Annotated in this window: 19 protein-coding genes and 5 tRNA genes; 5 read left to right on the forward strand and 19 right to left on the reverse strand. The window is 54.5% G+C overall.

What is annotated here, in order from left to right:
• Window positions 1–155 precede the first annotated feature (155 nt).
• From hemC to hemY, 4 genes are read left to right on the forward strand one after another with little or no spacing between them, the layout of a single operon-like run.
• A complete protein-coding gene (gene hemC, locus Q3V30_RS20245) occupies window positions 156–1,097 on the forward strand; it encodes a hydroxymethylbilane synthase (protein WP_306208898.1) in 942 nt (313 codons plus the stop codon).
• A complete protein-coding gene (hemD, locus tag Q3V30_RS20250) occupies window positions 1,094–1,834 on the forward strand; it encodes a uroporphyrinogen-III synthase (RefSeq protein WP_306208900.1) in 741 nt (246 codons plus the stop codon). Before hemC ends, hemD begins: the two co-directional genes overlap by 4 nt.
• Window positions 1,835–1,857: 23 nt before the next feature.
• Window positions 1,858–2,979, forward strand: coding sequence for a uroporphyrinogen-III C-methyltransferase (gene hemX / locus Q3V30_RS20255; RefSeq protein ID WP_306208902.1), 1,122 nt, complete (start codon window positions 1,858–1,860; stop codon window positions 2,977–2,979).
• Between the two features lie 2 nt (window positions 2,980–2,981).
• The gene (gene hemY, locus Q3V30_RS20260) at window positions 2,982–4,172 is read left to right on the forward strand and encodes a protoheme IX biogenesis protein HemY (RefSeq protein WP_306208904.1); all 1,191 of its coding nucleotides are present in this window, start codon (window positions 2,982–2,984) and stop codon (window positions 4,170–4,172) included.
• 560 nt (window positions 4,173–4,732) lie between these two features.
• Here hemY and Q3V30_RS20265 read toward each other — a convergent pair.
• From Q3V30_RS20265 to trxA, 19 genes are all read right to left on the reverse strand, one after another.
• Window positions 4,733–4,809 (reverse strand) — tRNA-Pro (locus Q3V30_RS20265).
• A gap of 80 nt (window positions 4,810–4,889) precedes the next feature.
• Window positions 4,890–4,966: transfer RNA gene (locus Q3V30_RS20270), tRNA-Pro, on the reverse strand.
• A 32-nt stretch (window positions 4,967–4,998) separates the two neighbouring features.
• A tRNA-Leu gene (locus Q3V30_RS20275) sits at window positions 4,999–5,085 on the reverse strand.
• A gap of 15 nt (window positions 5,086–5,100) precedes the next feature.
• Window positions 5,101–5,176 (reverse strand) — tRNA-His (locus Q3V30_RS20280).
• A gap of 82 nt (window positions 5,177–5,258) precedes the next feature.
• A tRNA-Arg gene (locus Q3V30_RS20285) sits at window positions 5,259–5,335 on the reverse strand.
• 180 nt (window positions 5,336–5,515) lie between these two features.
• Window positions 5,516–6,256, reverse strand: a complete 741-nt coding sequence (gene wecG / locus Q3V30_RS20290) for a lipopolysaccharide N-acetylmannosaminouronosyltransferase (RefSeq protein WP_306213263.1) — start codon at window positions 6,254–6,256, stop codon at window positions 5,516–5,518.
• A gap of 51 nt (window positions 6,257–6,307) precedes the next feature.
• Window positions 6,308–7,648, reverse strand: a complete 1,341-nt coding sequence (gene wzyE / locus Q3V30_RS20295) for an ECA oligosaccharide polymerase (protein ID WP_306208906.1) — start codon at window positions 7,646–7,648, stop codon at window positions 6,308–6,310.
• Window positions 7,645–8,715 carry a TDP-N-acetylfucosamine:lipid II N-acetylfucosaminyltransferase gene (locus Q3V30_RS20300; protein ID WP_306208908.1) on the reverse strand — a complete coding sequence of 357 codons (1,071 nt, stop codon included), beginning with the start codon at window positions 8,713–8,715 and terminating at the stop codon, window positions 7,645–7,647. Before Q3V30_RS20300 ends, wzyE begins: the two co-directional genes overlap by 4 nt.
• Entirely contained in the window at window positions 8,712–9,962 is a 1,251-nt protein-coding gene (wzxE, locus tag Q3V30_RS20305; protein ID WP_306208910.1) for a lipid III flippase WzxE, read from the reverse strand. The genes Q3V30_RS20300 and wzxE overlap by 4 nt, the downstream gene beginning before the upstream one ends.
• A gap of 1 nt (window position 9,963) precedes the next feature.
• Window positions 9,964–11,094, reverse strand: a complete 1,131-nt coding sequence (gene rffA, locus Q3V30_RS20310) for a dTDP-4-amino-4,6-dideoxygalactose transaminase (RefSeq protein WP_306208912.1) — start codon at window positions 11,092–11,094, stop codon at window positions 9,964–9,966.
• A gap of 3 nt (window positions 11,095–11,097) precedes the next feature.
• Window positions 11,098–11,790: a dTDP-4-amino-4,6-dideoxy-D-galactose acyltransferase gene (rffC, locus tag Q3V30_RS20315; protein WP_306208914.1), complete on the reverse strand. Its 693-nt coding sequence runs from the start codon at window positions 11,788–11,790 to the stop codon at window positions 11,098–11,100.
• A complete protein-coding gene (rfbA, locus tag Q3V30_RS20320) occupies window positions 11,768–12,649 on the reverse strand; it encodes a glucose-1-phosphate thymidylyltransferase RfbA (protein ID WP_306208915.1) in 882 nt (293 codons plus the stop codon). Before rfbA ends, rffC begins: the two co-directional genes overlap by 23 nt.
• 19 nt (window positions 12,650–12,668) lie before the next feature.
• A complete protein-coding gene (rfbB, locus tag Q3V30_RS20325) occupies window positions 12,669–13,736 on the reverse strand; it encodes a dTDP-glucose 4,6-dehydratase (RefSeq protein ID WP_306208917.1) in 1,068 nt (355 codons plus the stop codon).
• A complete protein-coding gene (wecC, locus tag Q3V30_RS20330; protein ID WP_306208918.1) occupies window positions 13,733–14,995 on the reverse strand; it encodes a UDP-N-acetyl-D-mannosamine dehydrogenase in 1,263 nt (420 codons plus the stop codon). The genes rfbB and wecC overlap by 4 nt, the downstream gene beginning before the upstream one ends.
• Window positions 14,992–16,122, reverse strand: coding sequence for a non-hydrolyzing UDP-N-acetylglucosamine 2-epimerase (gene wecB, locus Q3V30_RS20335; protein WP_306208920.1), 1,131 nt, complete (start codon window positions 16,120–16,122; stop codon window positions 14,992–14,994). Before wecB ends, wecC begins: the two co-directional genes overlap by 4 nt.
• 47 nt (window positions 16,123–16,169) lie before the next feature.
• Entirely contained in the window at window positions 16,170–17,198 is a 1,029-nt protein-coding gene (gene wzzE, locus Q3V30_RS20340; RefSeq protein WP_306208922.1) for an ECA polysaccharide chain length modulation protein, read from the reverse strand.
• Between the two features lie 28 nt (window positions 17,199–17,226).
• Complete coding sequence (wecA, locus tag Q3V30_RS20345) at window positions 17,227–18,324, reverse strand: UDP-N-acetylglucosamine--undecaprenyl-phosphate N-acetylglucosaminephosphotransferase (protein WP_306208924.1); 1,098 nt, start codon at window positions 18,322–18,324, stop codon at window positions 17,227–17,229.
• Window positions 18,325–18,644: 320 nt separating this feature from the next.
• Window positions 18,645–19,904 carry a transcription termination factor Rho gene (rho, locus tag Q3V30_RS20350; protein ID WP_306208926.1) on the reverse strand — a complete coding sequence of 420 codons (1,260 nt, stop codon included), beginning with the start codon at window positions 19,902–19,904 and terminating at the stop codon, window positions 18,645–18,647.
• Between the two features lie 383 nt (window positions 19,905–20,287).
• Window positions 20,288–20,620, reverse strand: a complete 333-nt coding sequence (gene trxA, locus Q3V30_RS20355; RefSeq protein ID WP_034898144.1) for a thioredoxin TrxA — start codon at window positions 20,618–20,620, stop codon at window positions 20,288–20,290.
• Between the two features lie 117 nt (window positions 20,621–20,737).
• On the opposite strand from trxA, the gene rhlB reads away from it, so the two are divergent.
• Entirely contained in the window at window positions 20,738–22,030 is a 1,293-nt protein-coding gene (rhlB, locus tag Q3V30_RS20360) for an ATP-dependent RNA helicase RhlB (RefSeq protein ID WP_306208927.1), read from the forward strand.
• Window positions 22,031–22,032: the final 2 nt, after the last annotated feature.

Below are 22,032 nucleotides of genomic sequence, written 5' to 3' on the forward strand. Positions count from 1 at the left end.
AAAGTTGCGCTACACAACAGTTTAGCACGTTTTACGATCGCCCGACTTTTCGATCCCTCAGCCTGCCTTCTTCCTGCCGTTAAAAACCGTGGAAACTGACAGCATTCCCGTATCAATGATAGGATAATCAATGAACGATAAAAACGGTAAGAAGCATGTTAGACAAAATTTTAAGAATTGCCACCAGGCAAAGTCCGCTTGCACTCTGGCAGGCACATTATGTTCAGCAGCGTCTGATGGCTTGCCATCCGGGGCTGCGCGTCGAACTGGTCCCGATGGTCACCAAGGGTGATGTGATCCTGGACACGCCGCTGGCGAAGGTCGGCGGCAAGGGATTATTTGTCAAAGAGCTGGAACAGGCGATGCTCTCCGATCGCGCAGATATCGCCGTTCATTCAATGAAAGACGTGCCGATTGAGTTCCCTGAAGGGCTGGGGCTGGTCACTATCTGCGAGCGGGAAGATCCGCTTGATGCCTTTGTTTCTAATCAGTTCGATTCGGTAGACGCTCTGCCTCAGGGTGCCGTGGTCGGTACTTCAAGCCTGCGTCGTCAGTGTCAGCTCAGCGCCCGTCGCCCGGACCTGGTTATCCGTTCGCTGCGTGGGAATGTGGGAACACGTCTGGGCAAGCTGGATGCCGGTGAGTACGATGCTATTATTCTCGCCGTTGCGGGGCTGAAACGTCTTGGCCTGGGCGACCGTATCCGCCACGCCATGCCGGCCGAAGAGTCGTTGCCTGCCGTGGGCCAGGGTGCAGTGGGAATTGAATGCCGACTGGACGATGCTCAGGCTATTGCCCTGCTCTCAGCGCTGAATGACGAAGAGACCGCTATTCGCGTTAAAGCGGAGCGGGCGATGAACACGCGCCTGGAAGGTGGCTGTCAGGTTCCTATCGGCAGTTTTGCGCTGCTGCAGGGTGATGAGCTCTGGCTGCGCGGCCTTGTGGGGTCGCCAGATGGCAAAGTGATGGTTCGCGGTGAACGACGTGGCCCGAAGGAAGAAGCTGAGAAAATGGGCATATCTCTGGCTGAAGAGCTGCTGGACAACGGCGCCCGTGAAATCCTTAAAGAAGTCTATCAGGGAAATCCGCCGCAATGAGTATCCTGGTCACCCGCCCCGCCCCGGCTGCCGATGAGCTGGTCAGCCGATTATGCCAGCAGGGGCGGGCGGCCTGGGCGATGCCTTTAATAGAGTTCACGCCAGGCGTGGATCTCGACAAGTTGGCAGATAGCCTTGCCCGCCTGCAGCCGGGTGACCTGGTTTTTATCCTCTCTCAGCACGCTATCCATTACGCGCAGCCAGCAATGTTACGCGCAAAGGCTGCCTGGCCTGACAGCTTGAACTATTATGCTATTGGTCGCACCACCGCGCTGGCACTTCACGCCGCCAGCGGCCTGGAGGTTGTCTGGCCGCATGAGCGTGAGACCAGCGAAGTGCTGATTCAGCTTCCCGCCCTGCAGCAGGTTGCCAACAAACGGGCGATTATTTTACGCGGTAACGGTGGGCGGGAGTTGCTTGCGGAGACCTTGCAAGCTCGTGGCGCTTCTGTAGAGTTTATTGAATGCTATCAACGCTGTGCAAAAATTTACCAGGGCGCGATTGAAGGCCGTCGCTGGCGCGACAGAGAGGTTGATACCCTGGTAGTCACCAGTGGAGAGATGCTGCAACAGCTTTATTCGCTGTTCCCCGAGATCGATCGCGAGGAATGGCTTCTGCACTGCCGACTGGTTGTCGTCAGTGAACGTTTGGCTACCCGCGCCAGGGAACTGGGCTGGCGAGACATCAGGGTGGCCGATGGTGCCGATAACGACGCCTTGCTGCGCGCGTTACGCTAAACTTAAATATGGGATGTGCCACAATGACGGAACAAAAAGATTCCTCCGCCATGGTTGATGAAACCACCCCAGCGGTTGAGACCTCTACACCAGAACCACGCAAGTCGAAAAATAGCGGCACGGCGTTAGGCATTCTGGCGATAGCGATCGCGCTGGCTATTGGCGTGGGACTTTATATAAATGGTAAACACCAGGCTCAACAGCAGGCCGCGGCTAACCAGACGCTGGCTAATCAACTTTCCGATCTGCAACAGCAGGCCGCCAGCGATAAGCAAACGCTGACGCAACAGCTGGCTAAGCAAACCAGCGCGTTAGAGACTGCCCATCAGCAGCAAGCAGCTACCAGCCAGCAGCTGGATGAGCTGAAAGAAAAAGTTGCCACTATCTCCGGCAATGATGCCCACACCTGGCTGCTGGCTCAGGCTGATTACCTGGTGAAACTGGCTGGCCGTAAATTGTGGAGCGATCAGGATGTCACTACCGCTGCGGCTCTGTTAAAAAGCGCCGATGCCAGCCTGGCCGATATGAATGACCCCAGCCTGATCGATGTTCGCCGGGCGTTAACCCAGGATATCAGCGGCCTCTCTGCGGTGAGCCAGGTGGACTATGATGGCATCATCCTGAAGCTGAATCAGCTCTCCAACGGGGTCGACAATCTGCGCCTTGCGGATAACGACAGCGATGACAGCCCAATGGATCAGGACAGCGACGAGCTCTCTTCTTCCCTGCGCGAATGGCGTCAGAATCTGGTCAAGAGCTGGCATAACTTTATGGATGACTTTATTACCATTCGCCGTCGTGATACCACGGCTGAGCCTCTGCTGGCACCGAATCAGGATGTCTACCTGCGTGAAAATATTCGTTCGCGTCTGCTGATCGCTGCTCAGGCTGTTCCGCGTCATCAGGACCAGATTTACAAGCAATCCATCGATACGGTCTCCGCCTGGGTTCGTGCATGGTTCGACACCAACGATCCGGCCACCAAAGCCTTCCTTACTCAGCTCGACGACCTGAGTCAGCAGAGCGTTTCTATGGATGTGCCTGATGCGCTGCAAAGCCAGCCAATGCTGGATAAACTGATGCAGACGCGCGTGCGTAACCTGCTGGCGCAGCCCAGTGCCGGGCAACAGCAGCAGGGAGAATAAGCATGCTTAAAGTGCTGATACTGTTTATTTTACTGATTGCAGGCGTGGTGCTTGGCCCGCTGCTGGCGGGTCATCAGGGCTATGTACTGATCCAGACTGACAGCTGGAATATTGAAACCAGCGTCACCGGGCTGGCAATCATCCTGATCCTGTCACTGATCGTTATCCTGGTCGTTGAATGGATCCTGCGGCGCTTATTACGCACCGGCGTAAAAACACGTGGCTGGTTCAGGGGCCGCAAACGCAGCCGCGCCCGTAAGCAAACCAATGCCGCGCTGGTCAAACTTGCTGAAGGTGATTATCGTCAGGTTGAGAAGTTGCTGTCGCGCAATGCCGATCATGCTGAACAACCCGTCGTAAACTACCTGCTGGCAGCGGAAGCGGCGCAACAGCGTGGCGATGAAACCCGCGCTAACCAACACCTGGAACGCGCAGCCGAGCTGGCCGGAAGCGATCAGCTGCCGGTTGAGATCACCCGCGTACGTGTGCAACTGGCACGTAATGAGGATCACGCGGCGCGTCATGGTGTTGACCGCCTGCTGGAAGTGGCTCCACGCCATCCGGAAGTGCTGCGTCTGGCTGAACAGGCTTATGTCCGTACTCAGGCCTGGAGCGCCCTGCTCGACATTCTCCCGGCGATGGAAAAATCCCAGGTTTCCGATCCGGCGCATCGTCTGGCGCTGCAGCAGGAGGCGTGGCTTGGCCTGATGAATCAGGCAATGGCCGACCAGGGCAGCGAAGGGCTGAAGCGCTGGTGGCAGGCTCAGAGTCGTAAAACGCGTCATGAAACGGCCCTTCAGGTCGCCATGGCGGATCATCTGATCGTCTGTAACGACCATGAGACGGCGCAGGAAATCGTGCTGGATGGTCTGAAGCGCGCTTATGATGAACGTCTGATCCTGCTAATGCCGCGTCTCAAAACCGGTAATCCTGAGCAGCTGGAAAAAGCGCTCCGTCAGCAAATCAAACAGCATGGCGCAACGCCGCTGCTGCACAGCACGCTGGGTCAGCTGTTGATGAAGCATGGCGAGTGGGAACAGGCAGCGGAAGCGTTCAGGGAGGCGCTTAAGCAGCGTCCGGATGCATTTGATTATGCGTGGCTGGCAGATGCGTTAGACCGCCAGCATAAGCCTGAAGAAGCTGCAGAGATGCGCCGTGACGGGTTATTACTGACCCTGAAAAACGCACCTTAAGCTTTGCCGTGCAATCAACCGGGCCTGGCGCCCGGTTTTTTTACGCCTTTTATCCACCCTGCAGATAAAAAAACACCTGCACTAAGGCAGGTGTAAAAATCAGGTCGGTAAGACAATTTGGCTGGTATCCGACTCAACGTAATGTCCCGGACTCCAGTAAGGCCTGAGCGATACTGGCGGTTGGACAACAGATACCGTAAAGGGCTCTGCATCATTCCCGGATTTATGAAGCGTTAACAATCATAAGGAGTGGAATGAGCATCTACAGCGAGATTATTGCACAAAGCGTGCCACAGACCATCAGTTCAGATCATAAATTTTTTATCATTTGATTCTGAAAGGTTTTTATTTTACCAGCGAGGTTTATAAGGGGATGATTCTATCTTTTCCCCCTCAAAAGCGTGGTGAAAGTCTCTGAACAGAGACAGAATTAGCAGCTAAAATACATTTCTATATTTTTCAAAGAGATAAATGTCGCAAAGTAGCGACGGCGTGGTGAGCTTTTTGTTTATCAGTGCGCAGAAAGCAAAAAACCCCGCCGAAGCGGGGTTTTTCAATGTTGGTCGGCGAGAGAGGATTCGAACCTCCGACCCACTGGTCCCAAACCAGTTGCGCTACCAAGCTGCGCTACTCGCCGAATACTGCGGTACTCATCTACTGCGGCTTCAGATCCGTGGACCTTAAGCAAAAAAACCTGCCTCGGCAAGTTTTTGAAAGTGGTCGGCGAGAGAGGATTCGAACCTCCGACCCACTGGTCCCAAACCAGTTGCGCTACCAAGCTGCGCTACTCGCCGAATACTGCTTCTTCACATAACTGCTGATTTTGTGGTGCGAAGAGAGGGACTTGAACCCTCACGTCCGTTAAGACACTAACACCTGAAGCTAGCGCGTCTACCAATTCCGCCACCTTCGCATACCTGACAAAATCTGGGGTGGCTAATGGGACTCGAACCCACGACAACTGGAATCACAATCCAGGGCTCTACCAACTGAGCTATAGCCACCACATCTACTTCTGCACTTCTTTAACGCTTTTGGTACTTAACGCGGTAAAACTACCACCGCAGCTCTTGCGCACAAAATTAATGGCGCGCCCGACAGGATTCGAACCTGAGACCTCTGCCTCCGGAGGGCAGCGCTCTATCCAGCTGAGCTACGGGCGCGTAGCGCCGTTGCGGATGTGCATACTACGGACTTGAGCCGATCCTGTCCAGGGCTTTTTATCACTAAATATCGCGTTTGATTACGCTTTGTGCGTTCTGTCTAAATGACGAACGTTTTCCGGCCCTTTACGGGCCAATATGGCCCCTTTCGCCCCTTTAAGCCTGCCGAAAAAAGCATTCTTAAAGATCGCCGCGCCAGTGATAGTTAAGATATTTCAGCAATCTGAGCTGTCTGCGCAGGCGTGATGGCTGTGAAATAAGCCGGTAAAGCCACTCCAGCCCCATTTTCTGCCAGATCAAAGGCGCACGCTTAACCTGTCCGGTGAAAACGTCATAGGTGCCGCCTACGCCCATATAGAGAGCCTGCGGCCAGAGCAGCTTGCAATCCCGCATCAGGATCTCCTGACGTGGCGACCCCATTGCCACCGTCACGATCTGCGCGCCGCTGGCCTGAACGCGGGCAAACAAGGCTTCGCGATCGGCAGGTGCAAAGTAGCCATCCTGTGAACCCACAATGTTCACATTCCACTGGCGGCGCAGCTTATCTTCGGTTTGCGTCAGCACCTCCGGCTTTCCGCCAATCAGGAAGACGGGCGTTCCTTCCTTTCCTGCCCGTTCCATGAGCGCTTCCCAGAGATCGGCACCCGCTATACGGGAGACGACCGCTTTGGGGTATTTTTTACGGATTGAACGTACGATGCTGATGCCATCCGGATATTTGTATTCCGCTTCACTAATCAGCTGCTGGATCTCCGGCTGGCTTTCCGCCGTCAGCACCTTTTCAGCATTAATGGCAACCAGCGTCCCGGTTTTCAGCCTCTGATCCTGATAGAGGTAATCCAGAAAAGCGGGCATATCGCGAAAACCCAGCAGCGTGAAGCCCCGGATTTGGTAAAGCGGTACGGAAGGGAGATCCATGATGCGTTCCTTGAGGTCAAATGCAGCAAATCGGGCCCGGAGGCCCGATAAAAATCAGTTATGAACCGGCACCGCCGGGGCACGGGTTCGAATCAGACCCGCACTGTCCAGCAGCCAGAACAGCAGCTTTGCCACCACAACGGCAGCAGCAAAAATCAGACAGAAAAAGACGATTCTGGAGGCGAACGCATCAAGCCCCTCGCGGGCAAGCACAATCATATTGAATACCGCGCCAAAGCAGAAACTTTGCAAAATGGCCGCTTTATAGCGGTTGGTCTCCTGCTGCCCTTTCTGGTAGAGCCAGTCGAACCATTTAATGATCAGCCCCACGCCGACCGCTCCCAGCGGAATAAACCAGGCACCCCCCATCACCACCAGCGAACCTATCAGCGTCGGGGATATCGCCAGACCAGAATGGTTCTCCAGCACCTCCCAGGTGAAATAGTTTGCGCTGTTTAACACCATGGAGGGACGGTCAGGCCAGAGCCAGCTCGGGATAAACACATAAAAATCCCGCACGATGGGCGCCAGCCCCTGAAAATCAATTTTGTCGTAATTTTGCAGCAGCAGGCCCAGATTCTCCCAGGGAGAGAAGGTATCCCTGGTCAGATAGAGAAAAGTATAAAATGCCTCAGCGCCGCTGACCTCCAGGTTATAACGACGGAGCGCCAGCCAGAACATGCCGACCACCCCCGCTATACCTGCCACAGCCAACATCCAGAGCGTGATCCAGCCGCGAATGATGCCGATAAACAGAAACAGGGCGAAGGCAATAATGATGTTTGCTCTGGTACCGCCTACGATCGCATAGGTCAGCAGCCCGAATGCCACCGTGGTCACCAGGAAAAAGAGCCAGCTGCGAAAACCCGGCTTGAGGAAATAGACCACCAGCATCGCCGGGATAAAGAAATAGAAAAAGCGCTTCAGGGCCACGCCAGAAACCTCAGCAGAGAAGATCTGGCTGTAGCTGTGCAGCTTAAAGAGTAAAAAGCCGTTGTGCAGGAAGAAAACCAGCACGGTACCCAGCGCAATCAGCGCGAGAATTCCCCATATCAGGTGCGCCTCGACCCTGTTGATGCTGAAAACCTGTCGCCCCGGCTTCTCAGTCGCTGCCCTGAGGCGCGTTTTGTAGCTGACATAATAGATAGCGTAAAAGCCGGTTGCTGAAAGCAGCGCCTGGAGCAGGTATTCCGCCGGAACCACCGCCACATTAAAACCAAACACCAGCGTGCAGGTCAGCGGGAAGCCGAAAAAGAATGTCAGTAAAAAAAGCAGCGAAAAGAAGACGTTAAAATTAAATTTCACCCGACGAAACTCACGCCAGGTCAGCGTCAGGATCAGGCCAAGCGACAGCAGATAGACGACCAGCAGTCCCGCAAATTGCATCAGCGTCATGCCGTTTCTCCTTCCGCCAGAGCCAGCGCCTGTTTCCAGCCCTTTAGATAAGCGGGCTCAAAAAAGGCAATTGAAGTTTTATCCAGTAGCGTCATCTGCCGACGGGCTTCACTCACTACTCCGGCATCAAGCGCATCGCCAGCAAACAGCACCGGAATCTGCTGCTCGGTGAGGTCCTGCCAGAATGGATTTTTGCGATTGACGACAAAGGGTACGTTAGCCTGGATCAGCAAACAGAGCGTGCCGATCCCCTGCTGGCGTTCAAAAATAAAATACCCCAGATCGCACCCTGAGATCAGCCGTAAATAGGCTTCGAATTCCAGCTTTTCCGTGAGGATCTGTAACCGCTCTGCGGCAAACAGCGCCAGCCCCGCTTCGCGCACCTGCTGAATGTAGGCCTCATTATTCTCCGGATAGCCCAGCGGCACGACCACGTTGACCTCATCGCCAAACTGCTGATGGATCTCCTGCAGCGCCTGCAGATGACGATTACTGGCATCGCCGGAGTTTCCGACCAGAATGGTCATTGTTTTCTGCTTTTCAGCCGGCAAAGGGGCCTGCGACAGCCGCGTGGGGAAATAGAGCAGAGAAGCGGGGACCGCGGGATGGCGCTGCTGAAAATGGCTGATATCTCCGCGCGTGGCAAAGACCTGCCCCACCCGCTTTTGCGCCAGACGCCGCATAAAATAGAAGAGGCGGAACTTCAGCCCGCCAGCCTCCTCATAAAGATCCGCGCCCCAGATATGCCAGTACACCTGGGCCGGTTTGAGCTTGCCTGTGAGGATCGCCAGCCAGATCCAGGGATTGAACTGCCCATGAAAAAAGAAGCGTATCTCTCTGTCGGCTCTGGCCTGTGCCACTACGGCATCCGCCAGGTCGCGTTTACTGGCAAACCAACGGATAGCCAGGTTATCAGCAGCAGAGAACTCCCCCGCTTTTCCTGCAACCCAAAACTGGCGGGGTTCGCTGTCTGGCACAGCTTCTGCCACAACATCATTAAAGAAGTGCAGCACAGTCTGATTGTGATGCGGGACAGGTGAGCCAAGAACGTGAATCAATGTTGTCATACTTTTCTACGATAAAGAAAAAAGGTGCCCGCGCAGAGGACAAAATAAATCAGATAGGTTGCCATATAGGCCTGAGCCGCTCCGGTGGCGCCGTGTAACGGGATCAGCCAGCGCGCAAACAGCGTCAGCAGCAGAAACTGGCTGATTTCGGTCAGAGCATAAAAACGGAGTGAAGCTTTGGCAATCACCAGATAACCGAATACATAAGAGCCAACCTTAAAAACATCGCCGGTGAGCTGCCAGATAAAGAGGTCGCGCATCCCGGTGAACTGACTGGAGAAAAGCAGCCAGATAGCCACATCACGCAGCAGCCAGACCAGCAGGCTGACAACCATTACGGCCGGTAAAACAAAGCTCAGAGAACGAAAGATTTCGCGCGAGATCGCCTGCTTATTGGTGAGACGCGACAGCGTGGGCAGCAGATAAACGCTGAAGGAGGCGGTGATAAACTGCAGGTAGGCATCTGAAATAGTGGTAACGCCCTGCCACAGCCCCACCTGCTCCCAGCCATTATGCTCTGCCAGCAGATTTCGCATCATTATCCACGCCACCGGCAGCGTAACGGAGGTCATCAACGCCATTAAGGTAAATTTGCTCAGGTTACGGGCAACCTCGCTGTGCCAGCTGGGCTTGAGAAAGCGCAGCGGCAGATGCTCCCGCTTTGCCAGCAGGATCGCCGCAGGTATCACCACCAGGGCTGGCACCATCGCCATCCCCACCAGCGCCCCGCTGTAGCCACCGAGCCAGTAACAAACGAACCAGGCCATAACGCCGATCAGGCTGCCGAGGATCAAAGCCAGCGCATTGCCTTTGGCGTCCCGATAGCCTTTCACCACCGCCAGTGCCAGATTAGCCCAGGCGATGCCAGCCTGCAGAAAAGCCACAATCCGCACCACGTTCTGGTATTCACTCTGCCCAAACAACTTCACGCTTATCGGCGCGGCAAACAGCAGGAATAGCACAGCCAGCAGGGTCGAGAACCCCAGCACCATTGCGGAAGCCGTACCGGTCACGGCCCGTAACTGCTGCGGATCGTGCTGATACTCCGCAACATATTTGGTTACGCCGTTGAAGATACCCGCCCCCGACAGCACGCCGAGCACGGTGATCAGCTGACGAAAATTGCCAGCCAGCCCCACGCCCGCCGGGCCAAAAGAGAGCGCCAGCATTTTAACCACCAGCAGCCCGGCCGCAATTTTGACCAGGGTGGACGCTGCCGTCCACACAGAAGCTTTAGCCAGTGACATATCAGGAGAAATAGCTCAGCAGCGAGCTAATCACCGTCTGCTGATTGTTATCGGAGAGGTTATAGAACAGGGGCAGACGCAACAGGCGCTCGCTTTCAGAGTGAGTAAAGCGATCTTCCCCCTGGAAGCGACCAAAGCGCTCTCCTGCGGGTGATGAGTGCAGCGGGATATAGTGGAAGACCGCCAGAATTTCAGCCTCTTTCAACCACTCGATGAGCGCAGTCCGATCGTCATTGTCACGCAGCTTGATGTAAAACATGTGCGCGTTGTGCTGGCAGTCGGCTGGAATAACCGGCAGGGAAATGCGTCCGCTCCCGGCAACGGGCTGCAGCGCACTGTAATAATTTTGCCAGAGCCGCAGGCGCTGATCGTTGATGCGGCTGGCCGCTTCCAGCTGCGCCCAGAGATAAGCAGCCTGCAAATCCGCCATCAGGTAGCTTGAGCCGATATCCCGCCAGGTATATTTATCCACCTGACCACGGAAAAACTGGCTGCGATTGGTGCCTTTTTCGCGAACGATCTCGGCACGCTCTACCAGGGCGGGATCGTTGATCAACGTTGCGCCGCCCTCGCCGCCTGCCGTGTAATTTTTAGTTTCATGGAAGCTGAAGCAGCCAATATGCCCTATCGTCCCCAGCGCCTTGCCTTTCCAGGTGGACATCACGCCCTGCGCGGCATCTTCGATGACATAGAGCTGATGCTTGTCTGCCAGCGCCATAATCACATCCATCTCACAGGCCACCCCGGCATAATGTACCGGGACAATCGCTCTGGTTTTCTCGGTGATCGCTGCTTCAATCAGGGTCTCATCGATATTCATGGTGTCCGGACGGATATCCACAAAGACGATAGTCGCCCCGCGCAGCACAAAGGCATTGGCGGTAGAGACAAAGGTATAGCTTGGCATGATCACTTCATCGCCAGGCTGGATGTTAATCAGGATGGCGGCCATTTCGAGTGAGGCGGTGCAGGAGGGGGTCAGCAGCACTTTCCTGCTGCCAAATTTGTTCTCCATCCACTGCTGGCAACGCCGGGTAAAACCGCCGTCGCCGCAGAGTTTGCCGCTGCCCATCGCCGATCGCATATAGTCGAGTTCGGTTCCCACTACCGGTGGGGCGTTAAACGGGATCATAATTTACCTGTAGAGCCAGTAAGCGGTGCGTTCGATAACGCCCCCGCAGCGTTGATAAAGCCGGAGAGCAGGCAGATTAGCCAGCTGCGTGGCAACATGGAGCCGGGTCAGACGCCGGGCGCGGCACCAGTCGGCGGCGGCTTCTACCAGTCGCTGTCCCACGCCCAGACCCTGCGCTTCCGGTAGCGTGGCCAGCAGCCCGATTCTGGCGCTGCCATCAGCGAGTTCCCGTAGTGAAACAAACCCTTGCAGGCTTCCCTGACTATTCACAGCCAGCAGGCACTGATGATCAAAGGTGCCCAGCACCGCATTTTCAATCCATTGCGCATAGAGCCTGCCGCTGGCATCAGGCTGATACCAGGGCGCGCGGAAGCGGCTGTGGGCAAAGGCGCCTGCCGCCGCTACACGCAGCGCGGGAATATGTTCCTGCCGCGCAATTTTAATCCCTTCTGGCCGACTCGCTGAGTCAATCCCCAGCACAAAGTCCGCCTCCCCTTCCACCAGGCGGAAGCCCAGCGAGGTCAATGCATCCAGCTCGGCAACCTGCTGTGTCAGCACCTTTGCCTGAAGAATGTCATAGCCTGCGAACAGGGAGTCGCTTAGCGGCGTTTCGCCGCTGAATTCAATCAGCCCGCTCTGCAACCGGAAGAACGCATTCTCCCACTGCAGCGGTTTAATATTGACGAGGACGGGCATGCAGAAGATCTACCAGATATTGGCCGTAGCCGGTTTTTGCCAGCGCCTGCGCAGAGCGAAGGACATCGTCATCCGTCAGCCAGCCGTTACGCCAGCCAATCTCTTCAAGGCAGGCAATTTTAAATCCCTGACGTTTTTCTACTGTTTGCACAAAGGTGCTGGCTTCAATCAGACTGTCATGGGTACCGGTATCCAGCCAGGCAAAACCGCGCCCGAGCAGCTGTACTGAAAGTTCACCCTGCTCCAGATACATCTGGTTGATGGAGGTGATCTCAAGCTCGCCCCGCTCAGAAGGTTTCACCTTTTTGGCGAACTCCACCACGCGGTTATCATAAAAATAGAGGCCCGTTACCGCCCAGCGAGATTTAGGGCTGCTGGGTTTTTCTTCGATCGAGAGCGCCCGGAAGGCATCATCAAACTCAACCACACCAAAGCGTTCAGGGTCCATCACCTGATAAGCGAAAACTGTTGCGCCCTGGGTTTTGGCCGCCACCTGCCGCAGTTTTGGACTGAATCCCTGGCCAAAATAGATGTTGTCCCCTAACACCAGACAGCACTCTTCACCGTTGAGGAAGGATTCGCCAATAATGAACGCCTGAGCCAGCCCATCCGGATGTGCCTGCTCAGCATAGGTGAGCTGGATACCAAACTCTTCGCCTGTCCCTAACAGCCGCTGAAAATGCTGTTTATCCTCCGGCGTGGTTATGATCAGAATATCGCGGATCCCCGCCAGCATCAGCACGGAAAGGGGGTAATAGATCATCGGCTTATCGTAAACGGGCAGCAGTTGCTTCGAGATGCCACGGGTGATGGGATGTAACCGGCTTCCGGAGCCGCCCGCCAAAACGATACCTTTCATGTCATTCTCCTCAGGGCATTCATAATGAGAGCCCTAAACGCTCGCCCTGGTAACTGCCATCCAGAATGCTTTGCCACCACTGCGGGTTTGCCAGGAACCAGCTGACGGTTTTACGCATTCCTGTTTCAAACGTTTCCTGTGGACGCCAGCCCAGCTCACGCTCGATTTTACCGGCATCGATAGCGTAGCGGCGGTCGTGGCCCGGTCTGTCGGCAACAAAAGTAATGAGTTCGCGAAAATCAGCGATGCCGTTGGGCTTAACGGGAGCCAGTTCATTCAATAAATCACACAGCGTTTCAACGACATCGAGATTACGCCGCTCGTTGTGCCCACCAATATTATAGGTCTCGCCCACCCTGCCAGCGGTGACCACCTGATAAAGCGCCTCAGCATGGTCATCCACATAGAGCCAGTCCCGAATCTGGGCGCCATCGCCATAAACAGGTAAGGGCTTGCCCGCCAGAGCATTGATAATCATCAACGGGATCAGCTTCTCGGGGAAATGATAAGGACCATAATTATTGGAGCAGTTGGTGACGATGGTCGGCAAGCCGTAAGTCCGCTGCCATGCCCGCACTAAATGGTCACTGCTGGCCTTAGTCGCCGAGTAGGGACTGCTGGGTGCATAGGGGGTGTTTTCGGTAAAGTAATCGCTGTCTGTTTCGAGATCGCCGAACACTTCATCCGTGGAAATATGATGAAAGCGGAAACCCTCTTTTTCATCCGCAGGCAGAGATGCCCAGTAGCGGCGGGCCGCTTCCAGCATCGTATAAGTCCCTACGATATTGGTTTCAATGAAAGCGCTGGGGCCATCAATCGAGCGATCGACATGGCTCTCAGCCGCAAGATGCATAATCAGGTGGGGACGAAAATCAGCTATCACCGCCTCAATCGCCTCACGGTCACAAATGTCGACTCTGGTAAAAGAGAAACGGGGATTTTCAGCCACCGCGCTCAGCGAAGCCAGGTTGCCTGCATAAGTCAGCTTATCAATAACCTGCACGTGATCGTCAGTGGTGGCGATGATATGTCTCACCACTGCCGAACCAATAAAGCCGGCTCCTCCGGTGATCGCTATTCGCCTCACTGCCAGACTCCTTTGGTATCAACAACTTGATGCGCCCGGACGCGTTGGCGATCGAGCGCTTTAAATTGCGCATGATCGACCAGCATTACCAGCACATCCGCCTGCAGTAAGGCTTCATCAAGCGAGACCAGCTCGGCCTTCTCTTTTAAAGAGCGGGGAAGCTGGTGGATATTGGGTTCAACAACCAGCATGGTGCCGGGATGCCAGCCGGCAATCATTTCAGCCACATGCATGGCGGGGCTTTCCCGCAGATCGTCAATGTCTGGCTTAAAGGCCAGCCCGAAGCAGGCGATCGTCAGCTCGCTGGCACGTTTGTCGCTGCTGGTCAGGCTCTCTGCCAGCGCTTTTTTTACCTGTTCAAGCACCCACTGAGGTTTGCTGTCGTTCACTTCACGCGCCGTGCGGATCAGGCGTGCCTGAACCGGATTTTGCGCCACAATAAACCACGGATCGACGGCAATACAATGTCCGCCAACTCCCGGGCCAGGCTGCAAAATGTTCACCCGGGGATGACGGTTCGCCAGGCGAATCAGCTCCCAGACGTTGATCCCCTGATCGGCACAGATCAGCGACAGCTCGTTAGCAAAGGCGATATTGACGTCACGGAAGCTGTTTTCAGTCAGCTTACACATTTCAGCCGTGCGGGCATTGGTCACCACACATTCGCCTTCCAGAAAAATAGTGTAGAGATCGCAGGCGCGCTGAGAGCAAACCGCCGTCATACCGCCAATCACCCGATCGTTTTTGAACAGTTCAATCATCACTTTGCCCGGCAGTACGCGCTCAGGGCAGTAGGCTATGTTCACATCGGCCGCTTCGCCCGCCTGCTGGGGGAAGCTCAAATCAGGACGCGAGGAGGAGAGCCAGGCCGCCATCTGTTCTGTGGCGCCCACGGGCGACGTGGATTCGAGGATCACTAAATCGCCCTTTTTCAGCACCGGCGCTATCGACTCTGCGGCGGCTTTAACCCAGGAGAGATCGGGCTGATACTCATCCTTAAAGGGAGTGGGCACCGCAATCAGAAAAGCATCGGCCGCTTCCGGCTGCGTGGAGGCCCGAAGAAAACCCTGTTCAACCGCCGTTTTCACCACGCGGTCCAGGTCCGGCTCAATAATATGAATTTCGCCGCGATTGATGGTCTCAACCGCCTGCGCATTGATATCGATGCCAATGACCTTTTTTTGCCGTGAAGCAAAGGCCGCAGCGGTAGGCAGGCCAATGTAGCCTAAGCCAATGATGGAGATGGTATTGAAAGTCATAACGAAACCCGGTTATTTTTCAGCGCCTGCACGATACGTTCGCAGGCCAGGCCGTCCCCATAAGGGTTGTGGGCACGGCTCATAGAGTGATAAGCCTCCTCATCCGTAAGCAGACGAGTGACTTCATTAACAATTTTCTGTGTGTCGGTGCCTACCAGCCTCACCGTACCCGCTTCAACCGCTTCGGGCCTTTCCGTGGTGTTCCGCATCACCAGCACCGGTTTCCCCAGTGAAGGGGCTTCCTCCTGAATGCCGCCTGAATCGGTCAGGATCAGCCAGGAGCGTACCATCAGCCAGACAAAGGGCAGGTACTCCTGCGGTTCAATCAGAAAGATATTGTCGATATCGCTAAGGATGCGGTTAACCGGCTCGCTGACGTTAGGGTTGAGGTGCACCGGATAAACAATTTGCGCATCCGGATGCAGCCGGGCGATTTCCGCCAGCGCGCTGCAGATACGCTCAAACCCGCCGCCGAAGCTCTCGCGTCGGTGGCCGGTGACCAGGATCAGCTTTTTCTCAGCTATCAGGAACGGATAGCGCGTGGCCAGCCCCTGACGTAGCGCTTCATCACTTAACACCCTGTCCCTGACCCAGAAGAGCGCGTCAATCACCGTGTTGCCGGTGACAAACATCCGCTCGCTACGCAGGTTTTCACGCAGCAGATTCTGGCGGGCATTTTCGGTCGGTGTGAAGTGCCAGGAGGCAAGGTGGCCCGTGAGCGTGCGGTTGGCTTCTTCAGGCCAGGGGGAATAGAGATCCCCGGTGCGTAATCCTGCCTCAACGTGCCCTACAGGTATACGGTGATAAAATGCCGCCAGGCTGGCGGCAAAGGTAGTCGTGGTGTCGCCATGCACCAGCACCACATCGGGCTTAAATTCGGCAAATACCGCTTTCAACCCTTCAAGAATACGGCTGGTGATTTCTGTCAGCCCCTGACCCGGACTCATAATGTTGAGATCGTAATCCGGAACAATAGCGAACAGCTGCAGCACCTGATCCAGCATCTCGCGATGCTGGGCGGTGACGCAAAGACGCGCCTCAATCTCGCTATCCTGTGCGAGCGCATGAACCAGCGGCGCCATTTTGATCGCTTCCGGACGCGTGCCAAAAACAGTTAATACTTTCACTGTTACTCTCTTTCATTCGTCTGTCTGGTAATGACAAGGGTGGACGCTTACTGACGCTTCCGGCGGGCCAGTGCTATCCCGGCACCAGTCAGGGCCCCTACAGCACCCCACATGATCATCAGAAACAGGCGACGAGGGCTGTCACGTTTTACCGGTTCTTCCGGCGTACGCAAATAGCGATAAGTCTGGAAAGTCTTCACCAGCGTTGGGCCTACATTCAGCGTCGCTAACATGGCTCTGTTTTGATCATAGTCCAGATCGTAGCTGGGTCCGCTGGCCTGAAGATTCTCCAGCCTGGCCTGCAACAGCGGGCGGCCCAGCAGGAAAAGTTCAGAATCTGGCAGCTGTTCGGAGGGCGTATCCGTTTTGGCCTGCTCGAAACCCTGCTGCTGAGCGATTTTCAACGCCTGCTGCACGCTGTTTACCTGCCGGTCATAGATCGCTTTCGCTACGGCTTCCTGCCTTTTAACCTGAGCTTTCAGCTGCGTGGTTTTAGCGGCCCATGCGCCGGTGAGCTCCTCATTCAGGTGCGTTGCAGCACGCTGACTGGCAAAGGCCACATACTGGCGCAGAAGCGTATTGGCCTCTTTCGCCGTTTCGGCAACCAGCCGCACGGAGTCATTCAGGTTTTTAGCCGCATCGGCTGGCTGATACTGAATATTGGCGATCATCTCATCCAGCAGAGCTGCATCTTCGCTCACGCTGCCGCTTTGCCGCTGCTTAAAATAGTCGGTTTGCAGCCAGAACTCGCGGCGGGTGTCATACGCAGAGAGCTGCATAACAAACTCCTGGTACGCCTCATCCATTACCGAAGGTGGCAGAGCCGCAGACTGACTGGCCCGATAATCCAGGTTATTCAGAAACTGCTGCTGGGAGTAGTAACTGCTTAACATGTTGACGGTGGGACGATCGGTTACCGCAGTGGTGCTCCACTTGGGCGTCATCAACAGGGAACTGAGCCAGGCCAGCAGGACAAAAACCAACGCGCTCCCGGCAATCCATTTTTTACCCTGCCATAACGTGCAGCAGAGCCCGCGAATATCCAGTTCGTTATGGTTAACGTCAGGATGCGTCATACTTCGTGTTCCTTTTATCAGGGCAAAATCAGTCTGTCTGGGACGCTTTACTGTTGCGGCGCATACGGCGTTTAAAACGCTTCAGAAGACGCGCTACTCGCCATGCGCGTTTGATGCAGTAGCCATAGAGCATAAAGGCGAGCAGGAACAGCACCAGCATCATCCATTCAGGAATGAAAGAGAGGTATTCGCCCAGCACGCCTACCGCTGCCAGCAGCGCGGCTGCCGCGGTGATCAGCACAAAGGCCTGGCGGGAGGTGAAGCCGGCCCGCATGATCAGATGGTGAATATGCTGACGGTCGGCAGAGAAAGGACTCATGCCCTTACTGAGGCGGCGGTACATTATTGCCACCATATCCATCAGCGGGATAGCAATTAACCACAACGCTGTGACCGGGGTAATGGGATGATTTTTCCCCTGCGTGGCTTCAAGCAGGATCCAGATAATGGTAAAGCCGATTAAGGTACTGCCAGCATCGCCCATAAAGACTTTATAGCGACGACCGAAGAGCCCCATATTAAGCAGAATGTAAGGGACGATCGCTGCAATCATGGCGAAACACCACATTGCCAGGCTCTGCTGTCCATCCAACAGCAGAATAATACCCATAGCCAGGAAAGTGACGCAGGATAAGCCGCCCAGCAGCCCGTCGATGCCATCAACCATGTTAAACGCATTGATCGCAGCCCAGACGGCGAAGAGCGTCAGCACATAACCAAACGGCCCGACAACCAACTCCCACGGGCCAAAAATATAGCCCAGGCTGAGCAGATAAAGATTCGCGGCTGCCATCATCACGCCCGCCACACCAGCCTGCACAGCGGCGCGGAATTTGACGCTGATATCGTAACGATCGTCAATCGCTCCAATCAGCACCAGTACGCCTGCGCAACCGAGATAAAGCAGGGAATGGGGGACATAATAATCTGTAATGGAGAAAGTAAAACATATCCCGGCAAACACAGAGATACCGCCCACAAGCGGGATCACCCCCTGATGGCGTTTACGATAGTTGGGTTTGTCCACTAACCCAATTCGTTTAGCTGCTTTCCGTGCAAAAAAAAGAAATGCAAGTGAAAACAGGAAGATAAACGCAAGCTCAGTACTCAAATTGAGTAAATTCACATTAACCAGCTCTCTGCTATGAATCTAATTGTATTCTCGGCATACATTGTGCCAAACACGTCACTAAGATTCTGTTTTTTTTTGAGCAAGAAGAACGCATTGCATCCCGAAGACGATACTTTTGCCCTGATCCGTTGAACGCTGTCTCAACTCAGTCTCGAAATATCGTATAACTCAAAAACGAAAAACGCCACGTCTGAGCGTGGCGTTCCCCGAGTTTTCTTATCTTTGCGGCCGCAGGCGACTTTTCATTCCCGAAAAGCAAAAAAGTGGAGATTGAGCAAGCCCTGCCCCCGCTTTTTACGGCAGATAACACGCTCTTAAGAGCGTTTCATCATATCGAAGAACTCATCGTTGGTTTTGGTCATGGCCAACTTATTGATGAGGAACTCCATGGCGTCGATTTCACCCATTGGATGAATAATCTTACGCAAGATCCACATCTTCTGCAGCTCTTCAGAAGTGGTCAGCAGCTCTTCTTTACGCGTACCTGAACGGTTGTAATCGATAGCAGGGAACACACGCTTCTCGGCGATTTTACGCGCCAGATGCAGTTCCATGTTGCCTGTACCTTTAAACTCTTCGTAGATCACTTCGTCCATTTTCGAACCGGTATCAACCAGTGCGGTGGCGATAATGGTCAGGCTTCCACCCTCTTCTACGTTACGCGCAGCACCGAAGAAACGCTTTGGACGGTGCAGGGCGTTAGCATCCACACCACCGGTCAGAACTTTACCGGAAGCGGGAACCACGGTGTTATAAGCACGCGCCAGACGGGTAATGGAGTCCAGCAGGATGATCACATCTTTCTTGTGCTCAACCAGACGCTTGGCCTTTTCAATCACCATTTCAGCAACCTGCACATGGCGGGAAGCGGGCTCATCAAAGGTCGAGGCGATCACTTCGCCTTTCACCAGACGCTGCATCTCGGTAACTTCTTCCGGACGTTCGTCAATCAGCAGAACCATCAGTACGCAGTCTGGATGGTTATAAGCGATGCTGGTTGCGATGTTCTGCAGCAGCATGGTCTTACCAGCTTTAGGCGGCGCCACGATCAGACCACGCTGACCACGACCAATTGGAGAAGCCAGATCCAGCACGCGTGCGGTCAAATCTTCTGTTGAACCGTTGCCACGTTCCATACGCAGACGGGAGTTTGCGTGAAGCGGGGTTAAGTTTTCGAACAGGATTTTGTTGCGGGCGTTTTCAGGCTTATCGAAGTTAACTTCATTAACTTTCAGCAGGGCGAAATAGCGCTCACCTTCTTTCGGCGGGCGGATCTTGCCGGAAATGGTGTCACCAGTGCGAAGGTTAAAACGGCGAATTTGGCTTGGGGAAACGTAGATATCATCAGGACCGGCGAGGTAGGAGCTGTCTCCAGAACGGAGGAATCCAAATCCGTCCTGCAGTATCTCCAGGACGCCGTCGCCGAAGATATCTTCGCCGCTTTTCGCGTGCTGCTTGAGGATAGAGAAAATGATGTCCTGTTTGCGCATGCGAGCCTGATTTTCAAGCCCCATATTTTCGCCGAGTGTAATCAGGTCAGAAACCGGCGTATTTTTTAATTCGGTAAGATTCATAATGGTGGGTTCTTAAACTCGGGGTAAATCTCGGAATGATTGTCGTAAGTGGTATGGCGAAAAATCCATGCCTGTTAATGGCACTCTTGTCAGCATCCCGACGATCACGTGTAGGAAAACGCGAATCAGATACGAGGAGACGGTAAGGACAAGACGCCGGAAATTCTGATGATGCTAACCGTCAGATTGCTGAATGCCCGTAAGGAGAAGATGGTACGGCGTTCAACAAGGAGTAAATCTAAGATTCAAACTACAGGTAAGTGCGTAGTGCAGTAAAAACAACTTAGCATGACTGATGGCAAACGTCTAGCGGCGAGCTAAAAATATGCCGGGCGGCTGGCGGGGAGCAAAATCTTTCTCCGCACCAGTCCCCGGACTGGCTGTTAGCCCAGGTTCGCGTTCAGGAACTCTTTGAGCTGGCCTTTAGACAGCGCGCCGACTTTGGTCGCCGCTACTTCGCCGTTTTTGAACAGCAGCAAAGTAGGAATACCACGAATCCCGTACTTAGGCGCGGTGCCCGGGTTGTCGTCGATATTCAGTTTTGCGATTGTCAGCTTGCCGTCGTACTCTTCAGCAACTTCATCGAGGATCGGGGCGATCATTTTGCAAGGACCACACCACTCTGCCCAGAAGTCGACCAGCGTCAAACCTTCTGCTTTTAATACGTCAGATTCGAAGCTGTCGTCGGTCAGGTGAACAATTTTATCGCTGCTCATGTCTTACTCCAAAAGATTATGCCTGGCTGGTTGGCGTAAAATCTGCCAACTTAGGTTGACTTTATTTCACCGGATACGCTTTCGTAAAGCAATAGTAAGCTGATATTCTACCACACTATGAGCAAAACACACTTAACTGAACAGAAGTTTTCCGACTTCGCCCTGCACCCTCAGGTGATTGAAGCCCTTGAAACTAAAGGGTTTCATAACTGCACGCCGATTCAGGCGCTGGCATTACCTTTCACGCTCTCAGGGCGTGATGTAGCGGGACAGGCGCAAACCGGTACCGGGAAAACGATGGCGTTTCTGACGTCAACGTTCCATCATCTTCTTTCTCACCCTGCACCAGAAGGGCGTCAGGTGAATCAGCCGCGTGCGCTGATCCTCGCCCCGACCCGTGAATTAGCGGTGCAGATTCATGCCGATGCGGAACCGCTGACGCAAGCCACCGGCCTCAAGCTCGGTCTGGCTTACGGCGGCGACGGTTATGATAAACAGCTGAAAGTGCTGGAGAGCGGCGTAGACATTCTGATCGGCACCACGGGTCGCCTGATCGATTACGCCAAACAGAATCACGTTAATCTTGGCGCCATTCAGGTGGTGGTGCTCGATGAAGCGGATCGCATGTTCGATCTGGGCTTTATCAAAGATATCCGCTGGCTGTTCCGTCGTATGCCGGCAGCGAATCAGCGTTTAAACATGCTCTTCTCCGCCACGCTCTCTTTCCGGGTTCGTGAATTGGCATTTGAAAACATGAACAATGCCGAATATGTGGAAGTGGAGCCAGAGCAGAAAACCGGCCACCGCATCAAAGAAGAGCTGTTCTATCCTTCTAATGAAGAAAAAATGCGCCTTCTGCAAACCTTGCTGGAAGAAGAGTGGCCGGATCGCGCCATTATCTTCGCCAACACCAAACACCGTTGTGAAGATATCTGGGGCCATCTGGCTGCGGATGGTCATCGTGTCGGGCTGTTGACCGGTGATGTGGCTCAGAAAAAACGTCTGCGTATTCTGGACGACTTCACTAAAGGGGATCTGGATATCCTGGTCGCGACTGACGTTGCCGCCCGTGGTCTGCATATTCCAGCCGTGACGCACGTCTTTAACTACGACTTACCGGACGATCGTGAAGATTACGTTCACCGTATTGGTCGTACCGGGCGTGCTGGCGCCAACGGGCACTCAATCAGCCTCGCCTGCGAAGAGTACGCGTTGAATCTGCCCGCTATCGAAGAGTATATCGGCCACAGCATTACCGTAAGCCGTTACAACAGCGATGCGCTGATGAGTGACCTGCCGCCAGCGAAACGGTTAACCCGCAGTCGCTCCGGCACCGGTCCTCGTCGCGGCGGCAACAACAATCGCCGCAGCGGTGCGCCACGCAACAATAACCGCAAACGTTCAGGTTAAGG

It is taken from the genome of Erwinia pyri (assembly GCF_030758455.1).
GTDB classification, from domain to species: Bacteria; Pseudomonadota; Gammaproteobacteria; order Enterobacterales; family Enterobacteriaceae; genus Erwinia; species Erwinia pyri.

Coding starts and splice junctions, on each gene's coding strand:
- hemY (WP_306208904.1), top strand. CDS start 2,982: ATGCTTAAAGTGCTGATACTGTTTATTTTACTGATTGCAGGCGTGGTG.
- wzyE (WP_306208906.1), bottom strand. CDS start 7,648: ATGACGCTGATGCAATTTGCGGGACTGCTGGTCGTCTATCTGCTGTCG.
- trxA (WP_034898144.1), bottom strand. CDS start 20,620: ATGAGCAGCGATAAAATTGTTCACCTGACCGACGACAGCTTCGAATCT.
- wzzE (WP_306208922.1), bottom strand. CDS start 17,198: ATGACGCATCCTGACGTTAACCATAACGAACTGGATATTCGCGGGCTC.
- Q3V30_RS20300 (WP_306208908.1), bottom strand. CDS start 8,715: ATGACAACATTGATTCACGTTCTTGGCTCACCTGTCCCGCATCACAAT.
- rfbA (WP_306208915.1), bottom strand. CDS start 12,649: ATGAAAGGTATCGTTTTGGCGGGCGGCTCCGGAAGCCGGTTACATCCC.
- rffA (WP_306208912.1), bottom strand. CDS start 11,094: ATGATCCCGTTTAACGCCCCACCGGTAGTGGGAACCGAACTCGACTAT.
- hemX (WP_306208902.1), top strand. CDS start 1,858: ATGACGGAACAAAAAGATTCCTCCGCCATGGTTGATGAAACCACCCCA.
- wecC (WP_306208918.1), bottom strand. CDS start 14,995: ATGACTTTCAATACCATCTCCATCATTGGCTTAGGCTACATTGGCCTG.
- rho (WP_306208926.1), bottom strand. CDS start 19,904: ATGAATCTTACCGAATTAAAAAATACGCCGGTTTCTGACCTGATTACA.
- hemC (WP_306208898.1), top strand. CDS start 156: ATGTTAGACAAAATTTTAAGAATTGCCACCAGGCAAAGTCCGCTTGCA.
- hemD (WP_306208900.1), top strand. CDS start 1,094: ATGAGTATCCTGGTCACCCGCCCCGCCCCGGCTGCCGATGAGCTGGTC.
- wzxE (WP_306208910.1), bottom strand. CDS start 9,962: ATGTCACTGGCTAAAGCTTCTGTGTGGACGGCAGCGTCCACCCTGGTC.
- rffC (WP_306208914.1), bottom strand. CDS start 11,790: ATGCCCGTCCTCGTCAATATTAAACCGCTGCAGTGGGAGAATGCGTTC.
- rhlB (WP_306208927.1), top strand. CDS start 20,738: ATGAGCAAAACACACTTAACTGAACAGAAGTTTTCCGACTTCGCCCTG.